The following is a 22,483-nucleotide window of genomic DNA, read 5'->3' as shown; positions in this document are numbered from 1 at the left end:
CTTGCTCTATTTTTTAAAGTATTTTATTCTCTTTTGATAGACTTTAGTTTGATTGTTGCCAGACCTAGCATAGAGAGACTAAATAGCAATATTGTATAGGTTATTTTAGGAGTGCTTTCGCCTGTTTTAGGAAGCTTGTTTGTCTTTACCTTTTGATTATCGGTTTGACTAGTCACCCCTAAGACACGCTTCTGAGCAACCTCACTTTCTTTAGTCATGCCTTTTTTGAATATCAACGCCTGGGGCTGATTTGGCGGATTGATAGGTGTGGTATTGAGAGAGTCATTATCATTGAGTGATTGACTATAATTCTCTGCGGAAGAAACTCTATCGCGACCATCAAGCTCTTGTTCGGTTGCTTTTATTTGGTTTAATAACTCTTCAACTTGAGCTTGTGTAGCTTGTCTATTGGAAAGCAGCAATTCTGCTTTCTTGATAAGGTTATTATAATTTTCTTTAGCAAATTGACTGGCGTTCTGATATTTAGATGATGTTTGTTTCAGAACATTTGCTTTAATTATCATATGGTGTAAACCAGAGTAATCAGTTTCATGACCATTTAATTGATTTTTAGCAATATCAAGATTTTCTAAGGCTTTGTCTACTTCTGATTGAGTGACGTTAGGTTTTTGTAGAAGGTTTTTCGCCAATTGGACTTGATTGATATAAGTTGATTGGCTTAATGGACTAGCATTAACAAATTGATAGTTTCCCTTGATTTCTGTTTCAGCTAAAATAGCTTTTGCCAGTAAAGAAGTATCTGTTTCTTTACCGTTAAGAGCTTGGCGACTTTCTCTCAAAGCAGCAATAGCATTATCAATACTTGTTTGTTCCACTCTATTTTTAATTAAAGTTTGTGCCTTTTCAAGATTAGCTAGGTAATTATTTTTTAAGTGAGTTCCAGCATTATAAAACACAGGTTGGGTAATAATGTCAGTTTGTTCTGCTAGGGCATTAATCAGAGGAGCTTTATTAATCAGCGTCAATTTTGTTAGGTTTACTTGACCTTCTTTTACGGATACAAGTAAATCATCTAAGTTCTCTAAAGTGCTATACCCACTAGGCAGAGTTACGTTTAAACGATAGTCTCCTACAGGTATGTTTTTACCATAGTCAGTAGGAGAATAAGTTGCTTTTGGTAGATCAACAACAGTATTTGTCTTAGTAACCAACTGGACTGTTGCTCCTTTTGGTAAAAGCTTGTCAAATTCAACGAGTAAGGCTGCTTTCTTGAGTAAGTTAACTTTAAATAAGACGTCTTTAAGGCTATCTTTTTCAGAAATAGTTACAGTGACACTTTTGGGACTGATTAGATTTGCTCGTTCCTCATCGTATAAGAATAGATCAAACGTATAGGTACCAAAAGGCAATTTCAGTAAATTGAGGTCTTTCCCGTGATGTTGCTTTTTGATGACATTACCTTTGTCATCTTTGACAGAGTAAGAGAAATCAATATCGACATTACTGTTAAGCTCAGGGCTAAACACTTTGACGTTTACTAAACCATTTTTATTGCCAATATTGATCAAATCTTCGAGTTTTGCTGATACTAGATTGCCTGCATAATCTTCAACAGTGTAGTAGACATGAGAGAAATCGTTAACCTCTTTAGGTAGAATAAAGCTACCATCCTTTTCTTGTTTGATAAATACTTTGTTATCTTCAACAAGGATACCGTCTTCTCCTTTTTGACGTAAGACGCTATTATAATGACCATCTTTATCTTTTTTTAAGTAAAAAACTTGTTCTCTAAAGATATCAGATTCCCCGTGTTCTACTGCAGGACGAGCTTTGAAGATACGTCTATCTTTGTCATAAGTTGCTGTTGTTAGTGTAGGAGCTTGTCTATCCAAAGTGATATCAAACACCATTTGTTGTGGCTTAGAGCCAGGGACATCAGAGTAATAAGTTAAAACGTATTTGTATTTTCCATCTTCTAAAGGAATACCATCAGTAGTGGTTCCTTTCCATTCTGTGTCATATAAAAATGTAGATTTTGGATTTTCAGTATTTCCGCTGTAGTAATTTTTATCTCCTGCTTGGGGAGCACTTACCCATAGTGGTTTTTGTAAATTAACATCATCTGCACGATAGACTTTGGCTCTTAAATTATTGAAATTACGTAAGAAAACACCTTTCACTGCAACGGCATCTTGATTTTGGTCATCATTAGGTGAAATGGCTAGATGAGGCTGGCCTTTTTGATCTAGTTGTAAGATCCATTTTCCATCTATAGACTTATAGCTTCCCAAGGCTTTCAATTGGATAGGACTAGTACCGTCTGTTGAGTAGATAGGTTCTGAACTTGTAGTCATTAAGGCAGTATAATCTTCTGAACCAGGAACTTCGTTTGTTTGTTTTGGTTGGAAATAAAATCCCTTTTCTTTGTTAGCAACAAGCTTATAAATGGATTTTTCTAAAACTTCTAAGTTTTGGAATTCTCCCTTAAATCCAACATAAGGAATACTAAGAACTTCCCCACCATCAACAGGGTCTGTAAAACGTACGTAGCCTTCTAGGAAATAGCCGTTTGGCATTACTTTTTTTAACATGTCATGGTATTTCGAAACATCTATATCAATTGTAATCGTTTTAGTTTGCCCTGGTTCAATCCGTATCGTTTTCCCTGTAAATGTACCAAGTTGTTGAGGAGCCAATGTGACAAAGCCATCTTTAACTTGATCAGTATTCAAATAGGTTGTATAGTGTAAATCTTTTGCAACTTTATTGATATTATGAACAGTAACATCAAAGGAAATTTTATCTTTAATATTTCCTAATGTAACGCTACCATAGTTGTTTTCCCCACCAGTTAGGTATAATCCTGTCTGAACTGCTGCTGCGACATCGATAATACCTGCTCCTTGTTGGCGTGGTGAGGTGTAAGCGCCTGTATCTTTGTTTAGGTGTGCTTTAGCAGTACTCATAAGAAGGTATTTGACAGTTCTTTCAATGTCACCTTTTTTAAGTTCTGGATGTTCTTTCAATAAGTATTGTTTAACTAGAGCAGTAGCACCAGCGACATGGGGAGAAGCCATACTTGTCCCACTCATCATATCATATTCATTATCATTGATAGCGGCGTAAATAGAGCCTCCAGGAGCAGATAAGTCAGGTTTTAATTGTCCGTCTGCTGTTAATCCCCAGCTTGAAAAGTCAGATAGGACACCTGCATTAGGGTTAGCTTGTTTATTTTTGATATTGTTAAATACAATTTTATAGCTTTTTTGAGCTAAAACATCTCCAAACTCTTTTTGGGTAAAAATGGCAGGAATAGCACTTGCTTCAGGATCTAAACTCATTGTTAGGTTAGCTTCCCCAGCTTTGTTATTAAAGATAATAGCTCCCACAGCACCGTGATTAATAGCATTGACGACTTTTTTTGTAAAAGTAATATCTCCACGTTCAATTAAGGCGATTTTACCATTTAAAGTTTTGTCCTTATAATCATTGTCGTTTCCTTTTCCTACGAAAACATAATCATATTGCTTCCCTACTTCAAAGGTCTTATCACTAACTTTAGGATCTGCATAAGCAGCTAATCCGTTGTTGAGATTTTTGTTGTTTTCTAATCCGATAATGTTAAAGACTTTATTAACCAGTGTTGTATTATTATATGATGCTACAGAAATGGCCTCACGAGCTGTTGATGGACTACCAACTAAACCATAATCAGGATAAAGAGCAGAAGGCTTTGATGCTCCACTCCCAAATGTACCGTCGTTACCTGCTGCTATAACAACAGAAACGCCAGCGAGTCTAGCCATCTCTAAAGCTTTTATAAGTCGGTCATCGGCATTAACTAAAGAGCCATTAGCTCCACCTAAACTTAAATTAATGCTATCAGCACCGAGTTTAACGGCATCTTCAATAGCTTTAACATAAAGGGCTGGTCCAGTTCCTCTTTTTTCATCAGAGAAGACTCTCATAAACATTACTTGTGCTTCAGGAGCAACACCATAGATTAATTCATTTGTATCTTTCTTGCTAGGATTAGCTGTTGCGATACTGGTTACGTGCATACCATGAGAAGTGCTTTTCACCTCTTTTAGCTCTGTATTGACATCAACATAGTTGTGACCAAAGATTACTTTGTTGTTATACCATTTTCCATAGTTTATACCAGCTTTTGCTTTAGCAGCATTCATTTGCTGTTCGTTTTGGTATTTTGCTTTTGTCGAATCATTTAGTTGGAGAGCATCGTGATTGGTATCTAGTCCTGAGTCAATAATTGCGACAACAGTTCCCTCTCCTTTGTAACCTGTGTTCCATACTTTGGGGACAGTGATAATTTTATTACTATCAATGTTTTGAGGGGTTTCTTTAGAAATAGCTGGTGTAGGTTTGACTGCTAAATTTTGTTTGGTTAAAGGAGTTTTAGAAACTTCTTGAGTGCTTTCAACCGGTTGATTTGCGACTGGGGAAAATGTCTCGGTGGCTTGAGAGTGAGACTCAGCTACTGGTTGTGTTTCTGTTGGACTATTATTAGCCTTTGTAACAAGATTGTCTTGAGCTGTCGACGCAAGGGCTGATGACGTGTTGTTAGTAGGTGTCTCATTTGCTATGCTCGTTGGACTGTCTTTTACTTGCTGTTCAACTGCAATATCAGATGGCTTATTTATGACAGAATCAGCAGCTACATTTGTGATACCACCTAAAAAAAATAGGGTTCCCAAAAGTACAGATACGGCACCTAACTTATATTTCCGGATTGAAAAACGCTGTTTTGTGTTCATAAAAATCTCCTTTTCTTGTAACATAATAATTACAAAAACTATTAAAACATAAAAAATCAAAATTTTCTATAATTTTCTGAATTTTCATTACAAATTATTTTGTGGTAAATTTAATACCATACCTAAAGCATTTTTTTAAAATCATTCTATGAAAATAATAATATTATCCAACTATATGGCTACAATATCAAAGGTTTATAGAATAATTATAGGATATTTATTAGTCTAATTGCTGGCAAAGCTAAATAATCGTTCCCCTTCTTTCTTAGTAATCACCGTTGTGCTATAATAACTGAATATACTGAAAATTTAGGGGGATATGATGGAAAAAGGATTTAAAGATGGAGTGAAAGATGCCTTGCCCACAGCTTTAGGGTATATCTCAATAGGCTTGGCGTTTGGGATAGTTGCTTCAGCATCAGATTTATCTGCAATAGAAGTTGGTCTTATGAGTGCCTTGGTATATGGGGGATCTGCTCAATTTGCTATGTGTGCGCTATTATTAGCAAAAGCAGACTTGATGACTATTACGATGACAGTATTTTTAGTTAATTTGAGAAATATGTTAATGAGTTTACATGCGACTACTATCTTCAAGTCCGCTCACCTAATGAATCAATTAGCCATAGGAACTCTAATAACAGATGAGAGCTACGGCGTTTTACTTGGAGAAGCATTACATCACAAAGTCGTATCGCCTAGTTGGATGCATGGTAATAATGTGATGAGTTATTTGACATGGGTAATCTCAACGATAATAGGAACTTTACTGGGGAGTACTATTCCTAATCCAGAAATGTTTGGTTTAGACTTTGCATTAGTCGCCATGTTTATAGGTCTCTTTGTATTTCAGTTGTTTGGGATGTTATCTGATGGAAAGCGACTTGTTGTATATGTTCTTGCTTCTGTAGGTTTAAGTTACTTTTTATTAGCCACTTTTTTGTCAGGAGCCTTATCAGTATTGCTTGCGACTGTTGTTGGATGTAGTGTAGGAGTTGTTTTAGATGATAAATAGTACCGTTTTTCTTGCTATTCTTTTAGGTTTTGTTGTTTCTTGGGTGCCAAGAGTCGCTCCATTCATATTTGTAAAATACAAAGGGCTACCAAATAGTCTTGTGAAATTTTTAAAATTTCTTCCTCTTTCTATTTTATTTGCTCTAACATTCTCTAGCTTTTTTTCAGTTAAATTAGGACAATTGCCAACACTAAAATGCTTAGATTTATTGGCTGGCATACCAACTCTAGTTGTCACTATTCGATATCGAAATTTATTTTACACTGTTCTTACTGGTATCGTTACTATGGCTTTATTGAGATTACTATTTTAACGTGTAGGAATGAAAGATTAATAAAAACACAAAAAACGCATCTATTTCTAGATACGTTTTTTGTGTTTTTGTCTAGACAGGAACTTTTGATAGCCGATGTGTAATAGTTTGACTAATTGTTAATAATATCAACAGATTTTTCTGTATCTTGATAATATGAGTTGATTGTAAGATTGCTTTTTAAAGATATCTACATGCTGCTGTTTTAAAATTTATAAAAAGGTCCATAGTGGTTTATATAGTTTAAAACTATATAAATCGCTAAAAATATAAAATATTAAAAGCTATTGATATTATAGTTTTCATGGACTAAAATAATTCATAAAACTAAAAGGGTTAGTTATTAGCTATAACTTGATGGAGGAAATTATGGTAAAAGTTTCAAATTTAGGGTATCCACGTCTTGGTGAACAGCGCGAATGGAAGCAAGCGATTGAAGCTTTCTGGGCAGGGAATCTTGAACAAAAAGATTTAGAAAAACAACTAAAACAATTACGTATCAATCATTTAAAGAAACAAAAAGAGGCAGGTATTGACCTTATTCCAGTGGGGGATTTTTCTTGTTATGATCATGTTTTGGATTTGTCATTTCAATTTAATGTGATCCCAAAGCGTTTCGATGAGTATGAGAGGAATTTAGAACTTTATTTTGCTATTGCAAGAGGTGACAAAAATAATGTCGCATCATCTATGAAAAAGTGGTTTAATACCAACTACCACTACATAGTCCCAGAATGGGAGGTTGAGACTAAACCTCACTTGCAGAATAATTACTTACTTGATCTTTATCTAGAAGCTAGGGAAGTAGTTGGTGATAAAGCAAAGCCGGTTATCACTGGTCCAATAACCTATGTTTCCTTATCATCAGGAATTATTGACTTTGAAGCGACTGTTCAGCGGTTATTACCACTTTATAAGCAGGTCTTTCAAGATCTGATAGATGCAGGCGCCACCTATATTCAGATTGATGAGCCGATATTTGTAACTGATGAAGGTGAACTTTTAGTAGATATAGCTAAGTCTGTCTATGATTTTTTTGCAAGAGAAGTACCACAAGCCCACTTCATCTTTCAAACCTACTTTGAATCAGCAGTCTGTTTAGATAAACTCTCTAGGCTGCCAGTAACGGGATTTGGCCTTGATTTTATACATGGTAGGGCGGAAAATTTAGCTGCTGTTAAGCAAGGTCTATTCCGCGAAAAAGAATTATTTGCAGGAATTGTTAATGGTCGAAATATCTGGGCAGTAAATTTAGAAGAAACGTTGGCTTTATTGGAAGAGATAGGTCCCTTTGTTAAACGATTGACCCTTCAACCTTCTTCAAGTCTTTTACATGTACCGGTGACGACTAAATACGAAACACATTTAGACCCTGTGTTAAAGAATGGCTTATCATTTGCTGATGAAAAACTAAAGGAATTAGAACTATTAGCTAGTGCTTTTGATGGTAATAAAACAAAGGGATATCACGAAGCTTTATCTCGTTTTTCAGCTCTTCAAGCTGCTGATTTTCGTCATGTAGCATTGGAATCATTAGCAGAAGTAAAGCTTGAACGAAGTCCGTATAAATTACGCCAAGCTTTGCAAGCTGAAAAATTACAGTTACCGATTTTACCAACAACAACTATTGGGTCCTTTCCTCAATCACCTGAAATTAGGAAGAAACGCCTTGCTTGGAAAAGAGGAGATCTATCTGACTCAGATTATAAAGATTTCATAAAAACTGAAATTAGAAGATGGATTGCTATTCAAGAAGATCTTGATCTTGATGTGTTAGTACATGGCGAATTTGAGCGCGTGGATATGGTTGAATTTTTTGGTCAAAAGTTAGCTGGTTTTACGACAACCAAATTAGGCTGGGTACAGTCTTATGGTTCAAGGGCGGTCAAACCACCTATCATTTATGGTGATGTCAAACATATTCAACCCTTAAGCCTTGAAGAAACGGTTTATGCCCAAAGCTTGACTAAGAAACCTGTTAAAGGCATGTTGACAGGTCCTATTACTATAACGAACTGGTCATTTGAGCGAGATGATATTAGCCGATCTGATCTTTTTAATCAAATTGCTTTGGCTATAAAAGATGAGATTCAACTTTTGGAACAATCAGGTATTGCTATTATACAAGTGGATGAAGCAGCTCTTCGAGAAGGTTTACCCTTACGCCAGCAAAAGCAACAGGCTTACTTAGATGATGCTGTTGCGGCCTTTAAAATTGCAACTTCATCTGTGAAAGATGAGACACAAATTCATACACATATGTGTTATTCAAAATTTGACGAAATTATTGATTCTATCCGTGCACTAGATGCAGATGTTATTTCTATTGAAACGAGTAGAAGTCATGGGGACATCATTGAAAGTTTTGAAACAGCAGTCTATCCTCTAGGAATTGGCCTGGGTGTTTACGATATTCATTCCCCTCGCATACCTACTAAGGAAGAAATTATTGTCAATATTCAACGATCACTAAAATGTCTATCAAAAGAGCAATTTTGGGTAAACCCTGATTGTGGCTTAAAAACACGCCGTGAAGCAGAAACAATTGCTGCCTTGGAGGTTCTTGTTTCAGCTACCAAAGAGGTTCGTCAGCAATTAGATAATTAATAGGTTAATCAGTAAAGGATTGCCATGAGGGAGGAGTAAAGAAGATGTCCAAGTTTTTAGAGAAATTAAAAACAGATATTCTAGTAGCTGACGGTGCAATGGGAACTCTCCTTTATACTTATGGGCTAGATACTTGTCATGAATCCTACAATGTAACACATCCAGAAAAGGTTCTAGCCATTCATCAAGCTTATATTGAAGCGGGTGCAGATGTTATTCAGACGAATACCTATGGAGCTCAACGTCATCGATTAAAGAACTACGGTTTGGAAGATCAGGTTGTCTCTATCAATCAAGCAGCAGTTAATCTAGCTCATCAAGCGACTTTGGGTAAAGAAACATTTATTTTAGGTACTGTTGGAGGTTTTCGTTCTCAAAGACAATGCGATTTAACATTGGATAATATTGTAGAAGAAACTTTGGAACAAGTTGAGGCTTTATTGGCGACTGGACAGCTAGACGGATTATTGTTTGAAACTTATTATGATATTGAGGAGATAACGACAGTTTTAAAAATTGTGAGGGAGATGACTGATCTACCAATTATTACTAATATTTCTCTTCATGAAGCAGGGGTAACATCAAATGGAAAGCCTATTGTAGAGGCGCTCAGCCAATTAGTTATGCTAGGTGCAGATGTGATTGGCTTAAATTGTCACCTTGGACCCTATCATATGATCCAATCATTGAAGCAAGTTCCTTTATTTGCCCAGTCTTATTTGTCAGTTTATCCTAATGCAAGTCAGTTATCTTTAGATGGTGAGAATAGTCAATACCAGTTTAGTCAGAATTCAGAGTATTTTGGAAAATCTGCAGAACTTCTCGTAGCAGAAGGAGTTAGGCTTATTGGTGGTTGTTGTGGGACAACTCCAGATCATATTAGAGCTGTGAAACGATCTATTAGAGGATTGAAACCTATTGAACGAAAGGTTGTTACTCCTATAATACCTGTAAAAGATTTTGTTAGGCGTATCAGACGAACAGATACTCTAGTGGATAAGGTAAAAAAAGAAGTAACAATTATCGCAGAATTAGATCCTCCAAAGCATTTAGATATCGTTCAGTTTCAAAAGGCTATACGAGCGATTGACCAAAAAGGTATTGCAGCAATTACTTTAGCAGATAATTCACTATCTAATACACGTATTTGTAATTTAAGTATAGCTAGCTTGCTTAAAGACGAAATTAGTACACCCTTTTTACTACATATAGCTTGTCGTGACCATAATTTAATTGGTTTACAGTCTAGACTGTTGGGCATGGAATTATTAGGTTTTAACCATATTTTAGCCATAACAGGAGATCCGACTAAACTTGGTGATTTCCCAGGAGCGACTAGTGTTTATGATGTGACTTCCTTTAAACTCCTTTCTCTGATTAAACAACTTAATCAAGGTTTATCTTATAGTGGTGCTAGCTTGAGACGTCCAACCGATTTTACAGTTGCTGCTGCCTTTAATCCTAATGTGAAAAACCTTACTCGAACCGTAAAATTGATTGAGAAAAAAGTAGCTTCTGGTGCGGATTATTTTATGACACAACCAATATTTGATCACTCTGTGTTAAAGGAATTAGCTGATCTTACTAAAACAGTTGAACAACCCTTTTTTATCGGAATTATGCCAATAACAAGTTATAATAACGCTGTTTTTCTACACAATGAAGTTCCCGGTATTAAACTTTCTGAGTCATTTTTATCTGCTCTTGAAAAGGTAAAGGACGACAAAGAAGCTTGTTTAACTTTGGCCTTAAACGAGAGTAAGTCCTTGATTGATGAGGCCTTGAACTATTTTAATGGTATCTATTTGATTACTCCCTTTTTACGCTATGATCTGACTCTTGAGTTAATTGACTATATACAAAAAAAGCAAGTAAGAAAGTCCTCTTAACTTTCTTACTTTTTAGTTGGTCGTTTATTATTATAATAAAAGTTACGTACCAAAACAGAGGTTAAACTAGATTTTTAAGCCACCTTCTATACTAAGATAAATTAGTTAATTTAAGTTTTCTTTAAGTTTATAGACTTAGAATAAAGCGTTATTTTGATGGGTAGCATAAAATCAAGGCATAATATGGATGTCAGCGATTTTTTTAGACTAACGAAATAACGATGTAAAGCTTAATAGGGGTGTATCAAATACTCACTTATATAGTACCAAAAGCCTATAGCCTGTTGGCTAGCTTGACCGTATTCAAATATTGAATAAATCTTGGTTGAGAAAGGGAGGTATAAAAATGGTATGTGTCGATTTTATTGATCAAAAAGTTTATAGTGAAGCAGAAGGTCTATTTGTTTCCGATTTAGACTTAGGCATTAAAGGTTTAATAAGAGCACGTTATCCTTTTGCTCTGGATAGTGACTTTATTTCGTATGGAAATTTAAGTCATTATTGTATGAATTATCTTGATGAAATTGTTCAGCGAGCGAATCAGAAAAATGAGAAGATAAAATATAATGTGACTACCTTGATGAAAGAAGAAGAGAAGCCCTTCAACGTTGAAGAGCGTTTGAACAAGCAAGCAACTATCGGTCAACGAATTGCTGATGATGTTGCACGTTTTGGCGGATCTTGGACTTTTATTATCGTTTTTGTATCCATTATGGCTATTTGGATGTTGGTTAATATCATGAAGCCTTTTGGTATTCAATTTGATCCTTACCCATTTATCCTGTTAAACTTAGCTTTATCAACGATTGCTGCAATCCAAGCACCACTTATTATGATGAGTCAAAATCGTGCTGCTGATTATGATCGTTTGCAAGCTCGAAATGACTTTAATGTCAATAAAACCTCTGAGTTAGAAATTAGATTATTGCACGAAAAGATTGACCATATGGTACAACAAGATCAGTTTGAATTGTTAGAAATTCAAAAGTTACAGACAGAAATGCTAGTATCATTGGGAAATCAGTTAGCACAATTGAAACAACTACAAAAATAATCTTTTAGCAGTTATTTAAAAATACTGATACAATACTAAGAATTTAAATTAATACTGCAACCTCCTATAATGGAGAGCAGTATTTTTACTTTATTAATAACAAAAACCCCTTAGATGATGTGTCTAAGGGATTTTTGTATCGGAATAATTGAGTTGGTGAATTATTAGGCTAGTGTCTGTCCGAAAGCGTCTGCTGCTAAAATAGCTTGAGCAAACATTTTGGGATCGAAAGGGGTATTTTTGTATTCATTAGTAGTCATTGCAATTTCAACAATTTTTGGAATATCTTTTTCTGATAAAGAGACGTCAGCTAGAGTTGTTGGCAAACCTAGTGACTTATTAAAACGAGCTACTTTTTCAAGTTCTTCTAGTTCGTTGAAATAAGCATGTAAAACTAACACACCAAACGCAACTACAACGCCATGTAAGAATTCACCTTGTCTTTGAATAGCGGTTGTACCATAGTAAAATGCATGCGCGTGACAAGAATTGTAGTAGAAATCAGGTTGATTAACTAAATTAGAAGCATAGCCAGTTGAGATTAAGATATCAAGCGCAATTTCTTCAACTGCACGCGAAGCTAAATTAGCTTCAACGTCTTTTAGACCTTGTTCACCAAATTGATAAAAAGCTTCCTTTGAAGATAGAGCGACTGCTTGTCCTAATACTGCAGTATGTGGTAGTTTATTGGTCTTAGCCTCTAAGGTAGCACGTTCTACTTCAGGGGCTTTTGAAATACCGTCCCCAATACCAGCCCAAAAATATTTGCTTGGTGCCTGTGCAATGATCCGTGTATTGATAAAAATATGAAGTGGAGACTCGGGATAGCCGTATCTTAAGAAAGAATGGTCATCATTATATACAACTGCAATGGCAGTACCTGCGGAGCAATTAGAACAAATAGTTGGGATAGTAAAGCTATTTTTACCTAACTCTTTTGCTACCATTTTAGCTGTGTCTAAAGCTTTTCCGCCGCCAAAACCTAAGATAGCATCAGCGGCTTGAACTTGTGGGTTGGCTACTAACTTGTCAATGTTAGATTGTGTTGAATCCGTTCCATAGACAAAGCTTCCTGTGACTTTAATATTTGCTTCCTCTAAAATAGAGCGAACCTCGGCTTCTGAGCTGTCTAGGGCACGTTTGCCACCGACGAAAGCAATGCTTTGAATACGGTAAGTTGCCAAAACGCTAGGAATTTCTTTGAAGCAATCTTCTCCGTAGCTATAATTTGCCATTACATTTGTTGTCATTCAGTGTCCTCCTCTATTCCAAAGGTCGATTAGAGACAGCTATTTTCTAAAAGTGAATAGTTTTTTGTCTCTTGACCAAGTGATTATCATATTATAGCAGAATATTCAGAAAATTGGAACATGAAAAACAATTTAATTTTCAAGAATAAGAATAGAAAAGGTAAAGCGAGATATACGAGTAAATACTGTCAGTATAATAATTATAAGCTCTTGAGAGGGTCTGTATTGGATGCAACAGGGAGTTCTTTTAGGTATTGCTCAAGATCGCGTTGGTGTTTTAGAATCTTTATTTTTTGAGGGTAGTTCTCAATAACTTGCTTATAATTTGATTTTTGTTTATCAGAGCGACCGTCTTTAAGAATCCAACTGATAAATTCAAAATCTAATTTTTCCGGGCATCCATTGGCCATATCAGGTCGAGTCTTACCACGAAACTTACAGTAACGTTTGAATGCTCTCCACAAGCAGTTGAAGCGATTAAAGTCAAAAAAAATAATCTCATCTGCATCTGCTAGACGTTCTTGATATAGCAGTTTTTTGTAGTTACCTTCTATAATCCATGTTCTTCTTTCTAACATGCTGCTGACATCGTCAATCATGTCATCATATTTTCTCTCTTCCCAATTTGGGGCGAAGTGAATACTATCAAGGTGTAATACATTGCAATTATAGTAATTTCCCAATTTTCTCGCTAAAGTGGACTTACCCGACCCACTATATCCGATTATTGCTATTTTCATATACTACCTCCGTTAAATTGTTTACTTGAAGTTAATGCTGTACTTAGGATTTACTTATTTTATAAGGGTTATTCACTTTTTTAGATTAATATATTTTTGATATAAGTTATCCATACACATGGTAACATAATTACCAGTAAATGTAATCTAGATATCAATACTATGGTTGACGATATTGTTAACTTTTGGTTCAAAAAATTGGGTAAAAATCATCGGAGGGAACTGCCAAACAAACTCACAGTTTAAAATACTAAGTAATAAAAAGTCTTGAACTTATTATGTTTAAGGCTTTTTAAGCGTCTAAACTACTTGGTCTAGTATGAATTTCTAAACAGAAAGTAAAAATAATGAGTTTTAGTATGGTTTTTTGGGCATAATGGAACGATTTTATCTAAAATAGTACGTTTCTTATTAAATTTATTTTTTAAGAAAAACATTAGGCTAATCTATTTGATAAAAATAGTGATAAGTAGAAATTTTCTAAAATATTTAGATTTATATAAGGTGGTAAATTCTCGTTATGGTTTTTTACATGAAAAATTAAATTAAATTATCAGAAATTAACAAAAGGATAGGCGCAAGTATATTATAGCAAAATGATAATATTAGTTTTATGAAAAAAATGCAGTTTATTTGTAATAATGTAAAATATAGGGGAAAAGAAAGCGCTTGACGACCTTTTGGACAAGTAGTAAGATACAAACATGGGCCCTGTAAATTAAAAATACTGCAGTAAAAGTGATTTTAGTTTAAAGGAGGAAATTCATTATGAACGTTAAACATATGATGTATCTATCTGGAACTCTAGTGGCTGGTGCATTGTTATTTTCACCAGCTGTATTAGAAGTACATGCTGATCAAGTGACAACTCCACAAGTGGTAAATCATGTAAATAGTAATAATCAAGCCCAGCAAATGGCTCAAAAGCTTGATCAAGATAGCATTCAGTTGAGAAATATCAAAGATAATGTTCAGGGAACAGATTATGAAAAACCGGTTAATGAGGCTATTACTAGTGTTGAAAAATTAAAGACTTCATTGCGTGCCAACTCTGAGACAGTTTATGATTTGAATTCTATTGGTAGTCGTGTAGAAGCCTTAACAGATGTGATTGAAGCAATCACTTTTTCAACTCAACATTTAGCAAATAAGGTTAGTCAAGCAAATATTGATATGGGATTTGGGATAACTAAGCTAGTTATTCGCATTTTAGATCCATTTGCTTCAGTTGATTCAATTAAAGCTCAAGTTAACGATGTAAAGGCATTAGAACAAAAGGTTTTAACTTATCCTGATTTAAAACCAACTGATAGAGCTACCATCTATACAAAATCAAAACTTGATAAGGAAATTTGGAATACACGTTTTACTAGAGATAAAAAAGTACTTAACGTCAAAGAATTTAAAGTTTACAATACTTTAAATAAAGCAATCACACATGCTGTTGGAGTTCAGTTGAATCCAAATGTTACGGTACAACAAGTTGATCAAGAGATTGTAACATTACAAGCAGCACTTCAAACAGCATTAAAATAATATTTGTATTTTTCGTGTGATGCTGTCGACTTCGTGATTTTGTACTACCATGATTTTTATGATTAAAAGGTTTACGACAATAGTCATAATAGTAGAACGATGTCACCATTTTAAATAATAAAGTGATTAGTCATTTGACTAAATTTGCCAAGTATCAAAGGAAATAAAGATTATGACTAAAAAGATAACTGTTGTAGCATTAGAAACATTGATTGCCCAGCATAATAATATCCATTTGATAGACGTTCGTGAAGAGCATGAGTATCGTGGGGGGCATATTCCAGGTGCGATAAATCTTCCTTTGAGTCAACTCAGTCATAAGTTTGAACAGTTAGATAAAAATAAGGAATATTATCTTGTTTGTCAACGAGGGGGAAGATCTATTAGAGCATGCCAATTTCTTGAGTTGAAAGGCTACAAAGTAATCAATGTAGATGGCGGCACAGAAGCGTGGAGAGGAAATCTAGAAGTGTAAATATGTCCTGTGTAGTCTACCATATTTGATAATAAAAAAATTGACATTATCTCACTATTAATGACCTTTTAGTAAACATAAAGAAAAGTATGTGTTTTGAAAAGGAGGATGATTATCCTTTTCAAAACCATACTTTTTGTGTCTTGTGGCTTGGTCTTAATTAATAGTTGTTAGGACAATGTCGTAAATGACAAGGAGAATAAAAGGCCAACTAGTAAGTAATAATTTTGTGTGTTGTTTAGAGTTTATTGAGTCAGCCTCTCGAACGTTAGAGTGCAGACTTATACGACGGCGAGCAGTATTCCTATGAGTAAAAAGGTAATATAATATAAATAAGATTGCTAAAATTAGCAATATATTTTCAAAATAAGTCCCGTATAACTCGTTTACTGTTGATAGCTGGGTGAAAATTTCTACGATAAAGTTATTGCAGATATGAAGGAGTAGGGCTACCTTAAAGGAATAATGGTAAGCGATAAAACCCATTATGATACCCGCAATAGATGTAGTCAATAGCTGAGAAATGTCTTGGTGCATTAAACCAAATAGGATGCCAGAAGTGATAATGGCAAACCATTTACCATACTTGGATAATAAATTCAATACTATTCCTCGGTATAAAACTTCTTCAAAAAAAGGACCTACAACAACAGAATAACTAATCATAAGTATACTGAATGTGGCATCATAATTTTGACTTTCCGATTCCATAATATTGAGATGATTTAGCACAGCATCCCATATTGTGGAGACTATATTATTAGTAGTATATATAATGCTTAACAAGAATAAAATAGTGGTGAAAGTGATTGTATGATGAGTTGCCGTTAGATGTTTTTTTAAATTTTTAAAACCCATAAAAAAACAAGGAATGAGTAAGGCGATTAAAGTACTTGCTATACCTATCCAGACATCATTTTGTAAGATTTCAGCAAATAGTGTAGTCGCCAAACTTAAAACAATAGCCTGAGCTAAAAGTATCAGCCCGATTAGGTTAAGTCTCTTTTTTTCTTGATTCAATTGATTACCTCCTTATTAATAACGGTAACGACAAAGAAATATTATAATGTATAATGTATAGGTTTCTAAGTCATTAGTCAATAGGGACGGGCACTTGGATACTTCTAATAAGATAAAATACATAGACAAGACTATGGTTTTGGCTTCTCTAAAGATTACCTAAAAATTTATAAGTTCTCGATCAGAAAGGATGAGTTTGGATATTGAGAGGAGGGGCTTGACCAGCTGAAAGAAAAATGAACCAAGGGTAATCGCTTCGAAAAAAGAAGGAAATTTCAATTAGAAACTTCCTTTTTTTATCAATCTAGTATTGGCGCGTGCTAGGGACTTTATAATTCGTTATAAAATCTTCGATTTCAGCAATATCATCTGAGAATAGGACATTTTCTCTATCTTCCAGACTAAGAAAACCCTCACCAACCATATGATCAAACATATTTTTTAAATCATTAAAGTAGCCATTAACATTATATAAAATGCAAGGATTATCATTTTGACCGATGCGAGACCAAGAGATAACTTCGGAAATTTCTTCAAGGGTACCAGGTCCACCAGGTAGAGCGATAAAGGCATCTCCAAGTAGCATCATTTTTGCCTTACGTTCAGGCATATTATTTACTATGATAAGCTCTGATAAATTTTCATGTGCAATTTCACGATCTCTTAAAAATGCCGGAATAACACCAGTAGTATAGCCACCATTTGCAATCACAGTATCAGCCATGACTCCCATTAAGCCAACTTTTCCTCCACCATACACCAGAGAATGTTTGTTTTGTGCCATCCATTGTGCTAAGGCAACTGTTTTTTCACTATAAACAGGATTTTCCCCAGTACTTGCTCCACAAAAAATAGTTATTCTCATGTTTCAAACCTCTTTTCTAATTTAGTGCGATGTGCGCTGATAATCTCTTCTAGTGAGATATTATACTGATCAGCAAGTATGAAGATATTATCTAAGACATCTCCTAGTTCTTCTTTTATATCATTTAAATTTTCCAAATCAGTTTGTTCGGTTTCGTCAGGTCTGTCACGTCCAATTTCATATTTGCGAATGGCTTGAGCCAATTCGCCGACTTCTTCTGAAAGAAAATTACTTCTAATAAAAGAATTGTATTGATACCAGTTTCTTTTTTTATAGAATTCGCTCACCCATTTTTGATAATCTGTAATATCCATTGTTCCCTCCGTTTCAAGTATATTGTAGCAATATTGCTTTATTAATGAAAATTTGAACGCTAATTAATAGGAAAAGTTCGTATTTGGTATTTCTTCTAGTTTGTGAATAGTCATATTTAAACCTAAAAGGTTAGCGCGTGCTTTAAGCATTTTTTAAATATTTTAAACCATAATGTATGAAGATTTATCTCTTTATTAAAGTGAGGTTATGTAGTGAACAAGAAATCCTTTTTCCAGTGTGTTATACTACTTGTTTCTTTTTTAGTGTTAACATTAGCAGTTAAATCTCAAAGTGATATGATAAGTTATTTGGATAATATCACTTCAGCTTTTTTTCAAAGCATACGAAATTCCGATTTAACTAACTTAATGACGATAATATCAACAGTTGTCAGCCCTTTGACAACGTCATTAATAGCACTTGTTATCCTTGGGTATCAATATTTTTTAAACCAAAGAATAGCTGTGTGGCTATTTATGTTATTTTTTGGTACCAATGCTTTGGCATTGCTTTTAAAAGATATCATCGCACGTCATAGACCTATGAATCAACTTGTTTTTGATTCGGGTTATAGTTTCCCCAGTGGACATACGATATCAACGTTTTTATTAATGATTCTTGTTTTAGTGGTTGCGAGACAGAGATTGAGAAGAGTGTTGTCACAAGTAGTTTTCGTAATATTTGCATTAGTGATCCTTGCATCAGTTATTTTTTCAAGAATCTATTTAGAAAATCATTTTTTAACGGATATTTTAGGGTCGTTGTTACTAGGAGCATCGTCATATTGTGGTTTGTCTGCTATTGTATCTTTGAAAGAGTTACAATAAAAATAGTAGTTACCAATGAATTATAAAAGAGCCTTTCTTAAGGACTCTTTTATAATTCATTATTTTTCAATGACAAATATTAGTGAAGTTAATTTTTATTTAACCATTGTTATTATTAATAGGTTATTTCCATCTCTAAAAGGTATTTTCTTTTCCTTGTTTTTTAGTTTATTTATAGTCTGATTATCTGGTTATTATAGAAAGCTTTTCAAACCTAGTATCTTTTAATCTTATTTTATATTGGCGTGGCTACTTTGTACAGAGTATCATTCATCTGAGTTATTATCAGCGCTTCAGCAATGACATTCTTAGAAATGACTTTGGCTAATTCCAATAAAGGTTTCAATAAAAACTTTTGGTAAAAGGAATAATATGACAAAAACACTATATTTTAGATGTAATGTTTAGTCCAACTATGACAACCATGATAACTTATCTCGTGAGTTAAGCAAGATAAGTATTGAGTGAGGCAAACAGTCGAATTGTAATTGGAGGGAAACCTTAATTTACACAATAAGGTTAGTCTAAAAGATTTTCCTGAAGACAGTATGAAAATTATTTGGAAGAACAGTTACTCTCAATTGGATTCTGACAAGGAGAATATTCTGATACTATCAAGTATGGCATATTAAGAGATGAATAGGAGAGCCTTAAATTTAGTTATTAGTTTGAAAAATATCTTGCCATGATTAGTTTTATCTTATCTGTCTGACTAAAAATCAAGCATTATTAATCAACGAAAAAGTTTCTTCTAGGGAAACTTTTTTATATTATATTTCCTGATAGGAACTTTTATTTTTGATTTAGAAACTCTATAATGGACGTGAAAGGAGATTGACCGATGCTTGGAGAGAATATCTATTTACAACGTACTCAGATTGGTATGACGCAAGAGAATTTGAGTGATTATTTGCATTTAACAAAAACTACAATTTCAAAGTGGGAAAATAATCAAGCTAAACCGGATATTGACTATCTTATTTTGATGGCTAATCTTTTTGATATTAGCTTGGATGACTTAGTTGGTTATCAAAAAACATTGTCAGATGATCAAAGAAATCAGCTCATTAAGGATCTAAAAATAAAAGCAAATGTATTGTCTGAGAGAGATTTCTTTCAGGAAGTTAAGGAATTATCAAAACAGTTCCCTAACGATTTTAAGACTCTGTTGATAATGATTAATATGGTCTTGAGCAACCTAACCAACCTTAATGATTCAGAAATGAAAGAGTGGTCACTAAGTACACTAAATAAAATTATTAGTAAAACAGTAGTTGAGTCTGACCTCCAGACGGCGATAATGTTCAAAACGGTCGTTCTTTTTCACAACCTTGAATATGATGAAGTGATAAACCTTTACCAGAATAGTCCCTATAAATTAGGTGAAGAATTACTTTTAGCTAATAGCTTTTTTGCAAAAGGCGATGTTTACCGAGCTAAGCAAGTATTACAGGTTGAAATTTATCAGCAGATTCTACTTGTATGCGAGTATCTATTGAGTTTATCAACTTTTGAAGTTGAAGAAAACAAAGGCGATATTTTTGAAAGGCTTGAACATATGATAGAAGCGTTTCAATTAAACTCTTTGCATCCCAACACAGTCATCAAGTGTTATTATAGTTTAGCTTGTCATTATAGTAAAAGTGATGATGATAAGGCATTAGGATACTTAAAACAATGTTTTAAATCTTTAAAACAATTGCTCCAAAGATTTGAATTACACGGTGATACTTTCTTTTATACCATCGATGATTGGTTAGAGACAATACCTACTGGTATTGCACCACCGACGAGTCAATTACAGGTAATAGAACGAGTTGAGGACTTATTTCAAAATTCACAATTTAAAGAACTATCAGGGCGTAAAGAATTTCAACAAATGATTCAAAAACTTAACGATTTAAAAAAGGATCACTAATATGAATACAGAAATACCAAATCAATTATTACCATTCCTAGTTCCGTTGATTATGTTGCAAGGAGCTTTAATTATCATTTCTCTAGTCAAACTAAGTAAACTTAAGATGACTAAACACCTTTCAAAGCCAGTTTGGTTTTTGGTCATTATATTTCTTAATATAATTGGGCCAATTGCATTTCTTATTTTGGAAGGGAATAATAAATGAAAGCTATCTCATTTCAAAACGTTACAAAATCTTTTGGTCCTAAAAAAATATTAAATAATGTTTCTTTTGATTTAGAAGAAAATATGATTTATGGATTCGTAGGACCAAATGGAGCAGGTAAAACAACGACAATAAAAATGATTTTAGGACTGTTAAAATTTGATACGGGTTTCATAACAATTTTTGGTAAAAAAGTTAATTTTGGAAAAACAGATACCAATCAACTGATTGGCTATCTCCCAGATGTTCCCGAGTACTACGATTATATGACAGCTCTAGAATATCTTGATTTATGTTCTGGTTTAGCGAGATCAAAGCATAAGCTTTCTAACAAAGAACTACTTAGGTCAGTTGGACTTGACGATAATCACCAAAAGATTGCTACTTATTCTCGAGGAATGAAACAGCGTCTTGGATTAGCCCAAGCACTGGTCCATGATCCTAAAATTATTATTTGCGATGAACCAACCTCTGCATTAGACCCGAAAGGTCGCCAAGATATTTTAGATATTATTTCAAATCTTAGAGGAGAAAAAACTGTGATTTTTTCTACCCATATTCTCTCTGATGTCGAAAAAATATGTGATCACGTTCTGGTGTTAACTAAGTGTGGGATTTATTCTCTTGAAGAGTTAAAAGGAAAAAAATCAGAGGAAAATTATTCGGTTCGTATTTTAATAAAAGTGACAAAGTCTGAAGCTAAGGTACTATCTCATAACTATCAGATAGAAAAGAAAGATAATGAGTATGCACTGACTCTCAAAGGCTCTAAAATGGATAACAAAGCAGATTTACTAGCTGGTTTTTACCAAGATTTAGTTTCTTTAAAGATTAGCCCATCAGCTATTGAAGTCATTGACAATAGTTTAGAGGAGCTTTATTTGGAGGTTACCAAATGAAATCTTTAGCAGTAATGTTAAAAAAAGAATGGATGGAGAATGTTAGGACATACAAAGTTATATCTATTCTGATTACTTGTTCAATATTTGGTATATTAGGTCCCTTAACTGCACTTATGATGCCTGATATTATGGCAGGAATTTTACCTAAAAAACTACAGGGAGCGATACCAGAGCCTACCTATATTGATTCTTATATTCAGTATTTTAAAAATATGAATCAGCTTGGTTTAGTTATTTTAGTATTTTTATTTAGTAGTACACTGACGCAAGAATTTTCAAAAGGAACCTTAATTAATCTAGTTACGAAGGGATTAGCCAAAAAAGTTATAATTCTTGCTAAATTTATAGTAATTACCCTTCTATGGACAGTGTCATACTTATTAAGTGTTGTCATCCATTTTAGTTATACGTTATATTACTTTAATAACGAAGGAAGTCATAAATTAATGGTTTATGGTGCAACATGGTTTATCGGTATCCTTTTCATAAGCTTAATACTCTTTTTTTCAGTTCTTTTTCGTAAAACTTTAGGGGTTTTGTTAGGTTGTCTTTTTATGGTGGTGTTATGTGTAGTATCTGGATTTTTTAAAATCAGTAAAAGCTATAATCCTATGCTTCTTATCCAAAAACAAGGAGAAATGTTAAGTGGAAAGTTTAAAGTTCAGGACTTAATGGAACCGAGCATATTAGTGTTTTTGCTTATTATAATGACGTTATTACTTAGCATGTACATTTTTGAAAAAAGTGAAGTTTAATTTTGATAAGATATCAATAAGGCGATAGCTACTTTTTGAAAAAATAAAACCGAATTAA

General features: G+C 33.9%; 18 protein-coding genes. 12 read left to right on the top strand and 6 right to left on the bottom strand.

Annotation, left to right across the window (positions count from 1 at the left end; translation table 11 throughout):
- Positions 1-23 precede the first annotated feature (23 nt).
- Positions 24-4,736: a S8 family serine peptidase gene (locus QOR44_RS09500; RefSeq protein ID WP_001093384.1), complete on the bottom strand. Its 4,713-nt coding sequence runs from the start codon at positions 4,734-4,736 to the stop codon at positions 24-26.
- 322 nt (positions 4,737-5,058) lie between these two features.
- Between QOR44_RS09500 and QOR44_RS09495 the strand changes: the two genes are divergently transcribed.
- The 5 genes from QOR44_RS09495 to QOR44_RS09475 all read left to right on the top strand — a co-directional run bounded on the left by QOR44_RS09495 (position 5,059) and on the right by QOR44_RS09475 (position 11,614).
- Complete coding sequence (locus QOR44_RS09495; protein WP_000410675.1) at positions 5,059-5,751, top strand: AzlC family ABC transporter permease; 693 nt, start codon at positions 5,059-5,061, stop codon at positions 5,749-5,751.
- Complete coding sequence (locus tag QOR44_RS09490; protein ID WP_000610952.1) at positions 5,741-6,064, top strand: AzlD domain-containing protein; 324 nt, start codon at positions 5,741-5,743, stop codon at positions 6,062-6,064. The genes QOR44_RS09495 and QOR44_RS09490 overlap by 11 nt, the downstream gene beginning before the upstream one ends.
- Positions 6,065-6,433: 369 nt before the next feature.
- Positions 6,434-8,671 carry a 5-methyltetrahydropteroyltriglutamate--homocysteine S-methyltransferase gene (metE, locus tag QOR44_RS09485; RefSeq protein ID WP_000241570.1) on the top strand — a complete coding sequence of 746 codons (2,238 nt, stop codon included), beginning with the start codon at positions 6,434-6,436 and terminating at the stop codon, positions 8,669-8,671.
- A gap of 44 nt (positions 8,672-8,715) precedes the next feature.
- Positions 8,716-10,560: a bifunctional homocysteine S-methyltransferase/methylenetetrahydrofolate reductase gene (locus QOR44_RS09480; RefSeq protein WP_000032994.1), complete on the top strand. Its 1,845-nt coding sequence runs from the start codon at positions 8,716-8,718 to the stop codon at positions 10,558-10,560.
- Positions 10,561-10,906: 346 nt separating this feature from the next.
- Positions 10,907-11,614, top strand: a complete 708-nt coding sequence (locus tag QOR44_RS09475; RefSeq protein ID WP_000227144.1) for a DUF1003 domain-containing protein — start codon at positions 10,907-10,909, stop codon at positions 11,612-11,614.
- Between the two features lie 164 nt (positions 11,615-11,778).
- Here QOR44_RS09475 and QOR44_RS09470 read toward each other — a convergent pair whose 3' ends face one another.
- On the bottom strand, positions 11,779-12,864 hold the full coding sequence (locus QOR44_RS09470) for an iron-containing alcohol dehydrogenase family protein (protein ID WP_000210838.1): 1,086 nt from the start codon (positions 12,862-12,864) through the stop codon (positions 11,779-11,781).
- Between the two features lie 200 nt (positions 12,865-13,064).
- Positions 13,065-13,604: a DNA topology modulation protein gene (locus QOR44_RS09465; protein WP_000684245.1), complete on the bottom strand. Its 540-nt coding sequence runs from the start codon at positions 13,602-13,604 to the stop codon at positions 13,065-13,067.
- A 768-nt stretch (positions 13,605-14,372) separates the two neighbouring features.
- Between QOR44_RS09465 and cfb the strand changes: the two genes are divergently transcribed.
- The gene (gene cfb / locus QOR44_RS09460; RefSeq protein WP_001101135.1) at positions 14,373-15,140 is read left to right on the top strand and encodes a CAMP factor pore-forming toxin Cfb-I; all 768 of its coding nucleotides are present in this window, start codon (positions 14,373-14,375) and stop codon (positions 15,138-15,140) included.
- A 172-nt stretch (positions 15,141-15,312) separates the two neighbouring features.
- Positions 15,313-15,615: a rhodanese-like domain-containing protein gene (locus QOR44_RS09455; RefSeq protein WP_000162433.1), complete on the top strand. Its 303-nt coding sequence runs from the start codon at positions 15,313-15,315 to the stop codon at positions 15,613-15,615.
- A 156-nt stretch (positions 15,616-15,771) separates the two neighbouring features.
- Here the strand turns inward: QOR44_RS09455 and QOR44_RS09450 are convergent, their stop codons facing one another.
- The 3 genes from QOR44_RS09450 to QOR44_RS09440 all read right to left on the bottom strand — a co-directional run bounded on the left by QOR44_RS09450 (position 15,772) and on the right by QOR44_RS09440 (position 17,814).
- The gene (locus tag QOR44_RS09450) at positions 15,772-16,635 is read right to left on the bottom strand and encodes a CPBP family intramembrane glutamic endopeptidase (RefSeq protein WP_001071068.1); all 864 of its coding nucleotides are present in this window, start codon (positions 16,633-16,635) and stop codon (positions 15,772-15,774) included.
- Positions 16,636-16,939: 304 nt separating this feature from the next.
- A complete protein-coding gene (locus QOR44_RS09445) occupies positions 16,940-17,500 on the bottom strand; it encodes an LOG family protein (protein WP_001223114.1) in 561 nt (186 codons plus the stop codon).
- A complete protein-coding gene (locus tag QOR44_RS09440) occupies positions 17,497-17,814 on the bottom strand; it encodes a MazG nucleotide pyrophosphohydrolase domain-containing protein (RefSeq protein ID WP_000355472.1) in 318 nt (105 codons plus the stop codon). The genes QOR44_RS09445 and QOR44_RS09440 overlap by 4 nt, the downstream gene beginning before the upstream one ends.
- A gap of 213 nt (positions 17,815-18,027) precedes the next feature.
- Between QOR44_RS09440 and QOR44_RS09435 the strand changes: the two genes are divergently transcribed.
- The 5 genes from QOR44_RS09435 (at position 18,028) to QOR44_RS09415 (ending at position 22,425) form a co-directional block, all read left to right on the top strand.
- Positions 18,028-18,642 (top strand): phosphatase PAP2 family protein, encoded by a 615-nt coding sequence (locus QOR44_RS09435; protein ID WP_001036320.1) that lies wholly within the window; start codon positions 18,028-18,030, stop codon positions 18,640-18,642.
- 841 nt (positions 18,643-19,483) lie between these two features.
- Positions 19,484-20,560 (top strand): helix-turn-helix domain-containing protein, encoded by a 1,077-nt coding sequence (locus QOR44_RS09430; RefSeq protein WP_000900241.1) that lies wholly within the window; start codon positions 19,484-19,486, stop codon positions 20,558-20,560.
- A gap of 1 nt (position 20,561) precedes the next feature.
- Complete coding sequence (locus QOR44_RS09425) at positions 20,562-20,768, top strand: PLDc N-terminal domain-containing protein (RefSeq protein WP_001090963.1); 207 nt, start codon at positions 20,562-20,564, stop codon at positions 20,766-20,768.
- On the top strand, positions 20,765-21,667 hold the full coding sequence (locus QOR44_RS09420; protein WP_000644453.1) for an ABC transporter ATP-binding protein: 903 nt from the start codon (positions 20,765-20,767) through the stop codon (positions 21,665-21,667). Before QOR44_RS09425 ends, QOR44_RS09420 begins: the two co-directional genes overlap by 4 nt.
- The gene (locus QOR44_RS09415) at positions 21,664-22,425 is read left to right on the top strand and encodes an ABC transporter permease (RefSeq protein ID WP_000838136.1); all 762 of its coding nucleotides are present in this window, start codon (positions 21,664-21,666) and stop codon (positions 22,423-22,425) included. The genes QOR44_RS09420 and QOR44_RS09415 overlap by 4 nt, the downstream gene beginning before the upstream one ends.
- The last annotated feature ends 58 nt before the right edge of the window (positions 22,426-22,483 follow it).

The organism is Streptococcus agalactiae, assembly GCF_949788565.1.
GTDB classification, from domain to species: Bacteria; Bacillota; Bacilli; order Lactobacillales; family Streptococcaceae; genus Streptococcus; species Streptococcus agalactiae.
The sequence above is the reverse complement of the archived record's forward strand: the minus strand, read 5'-3'. Positions and strand labels throughout refer to the sequence as shown.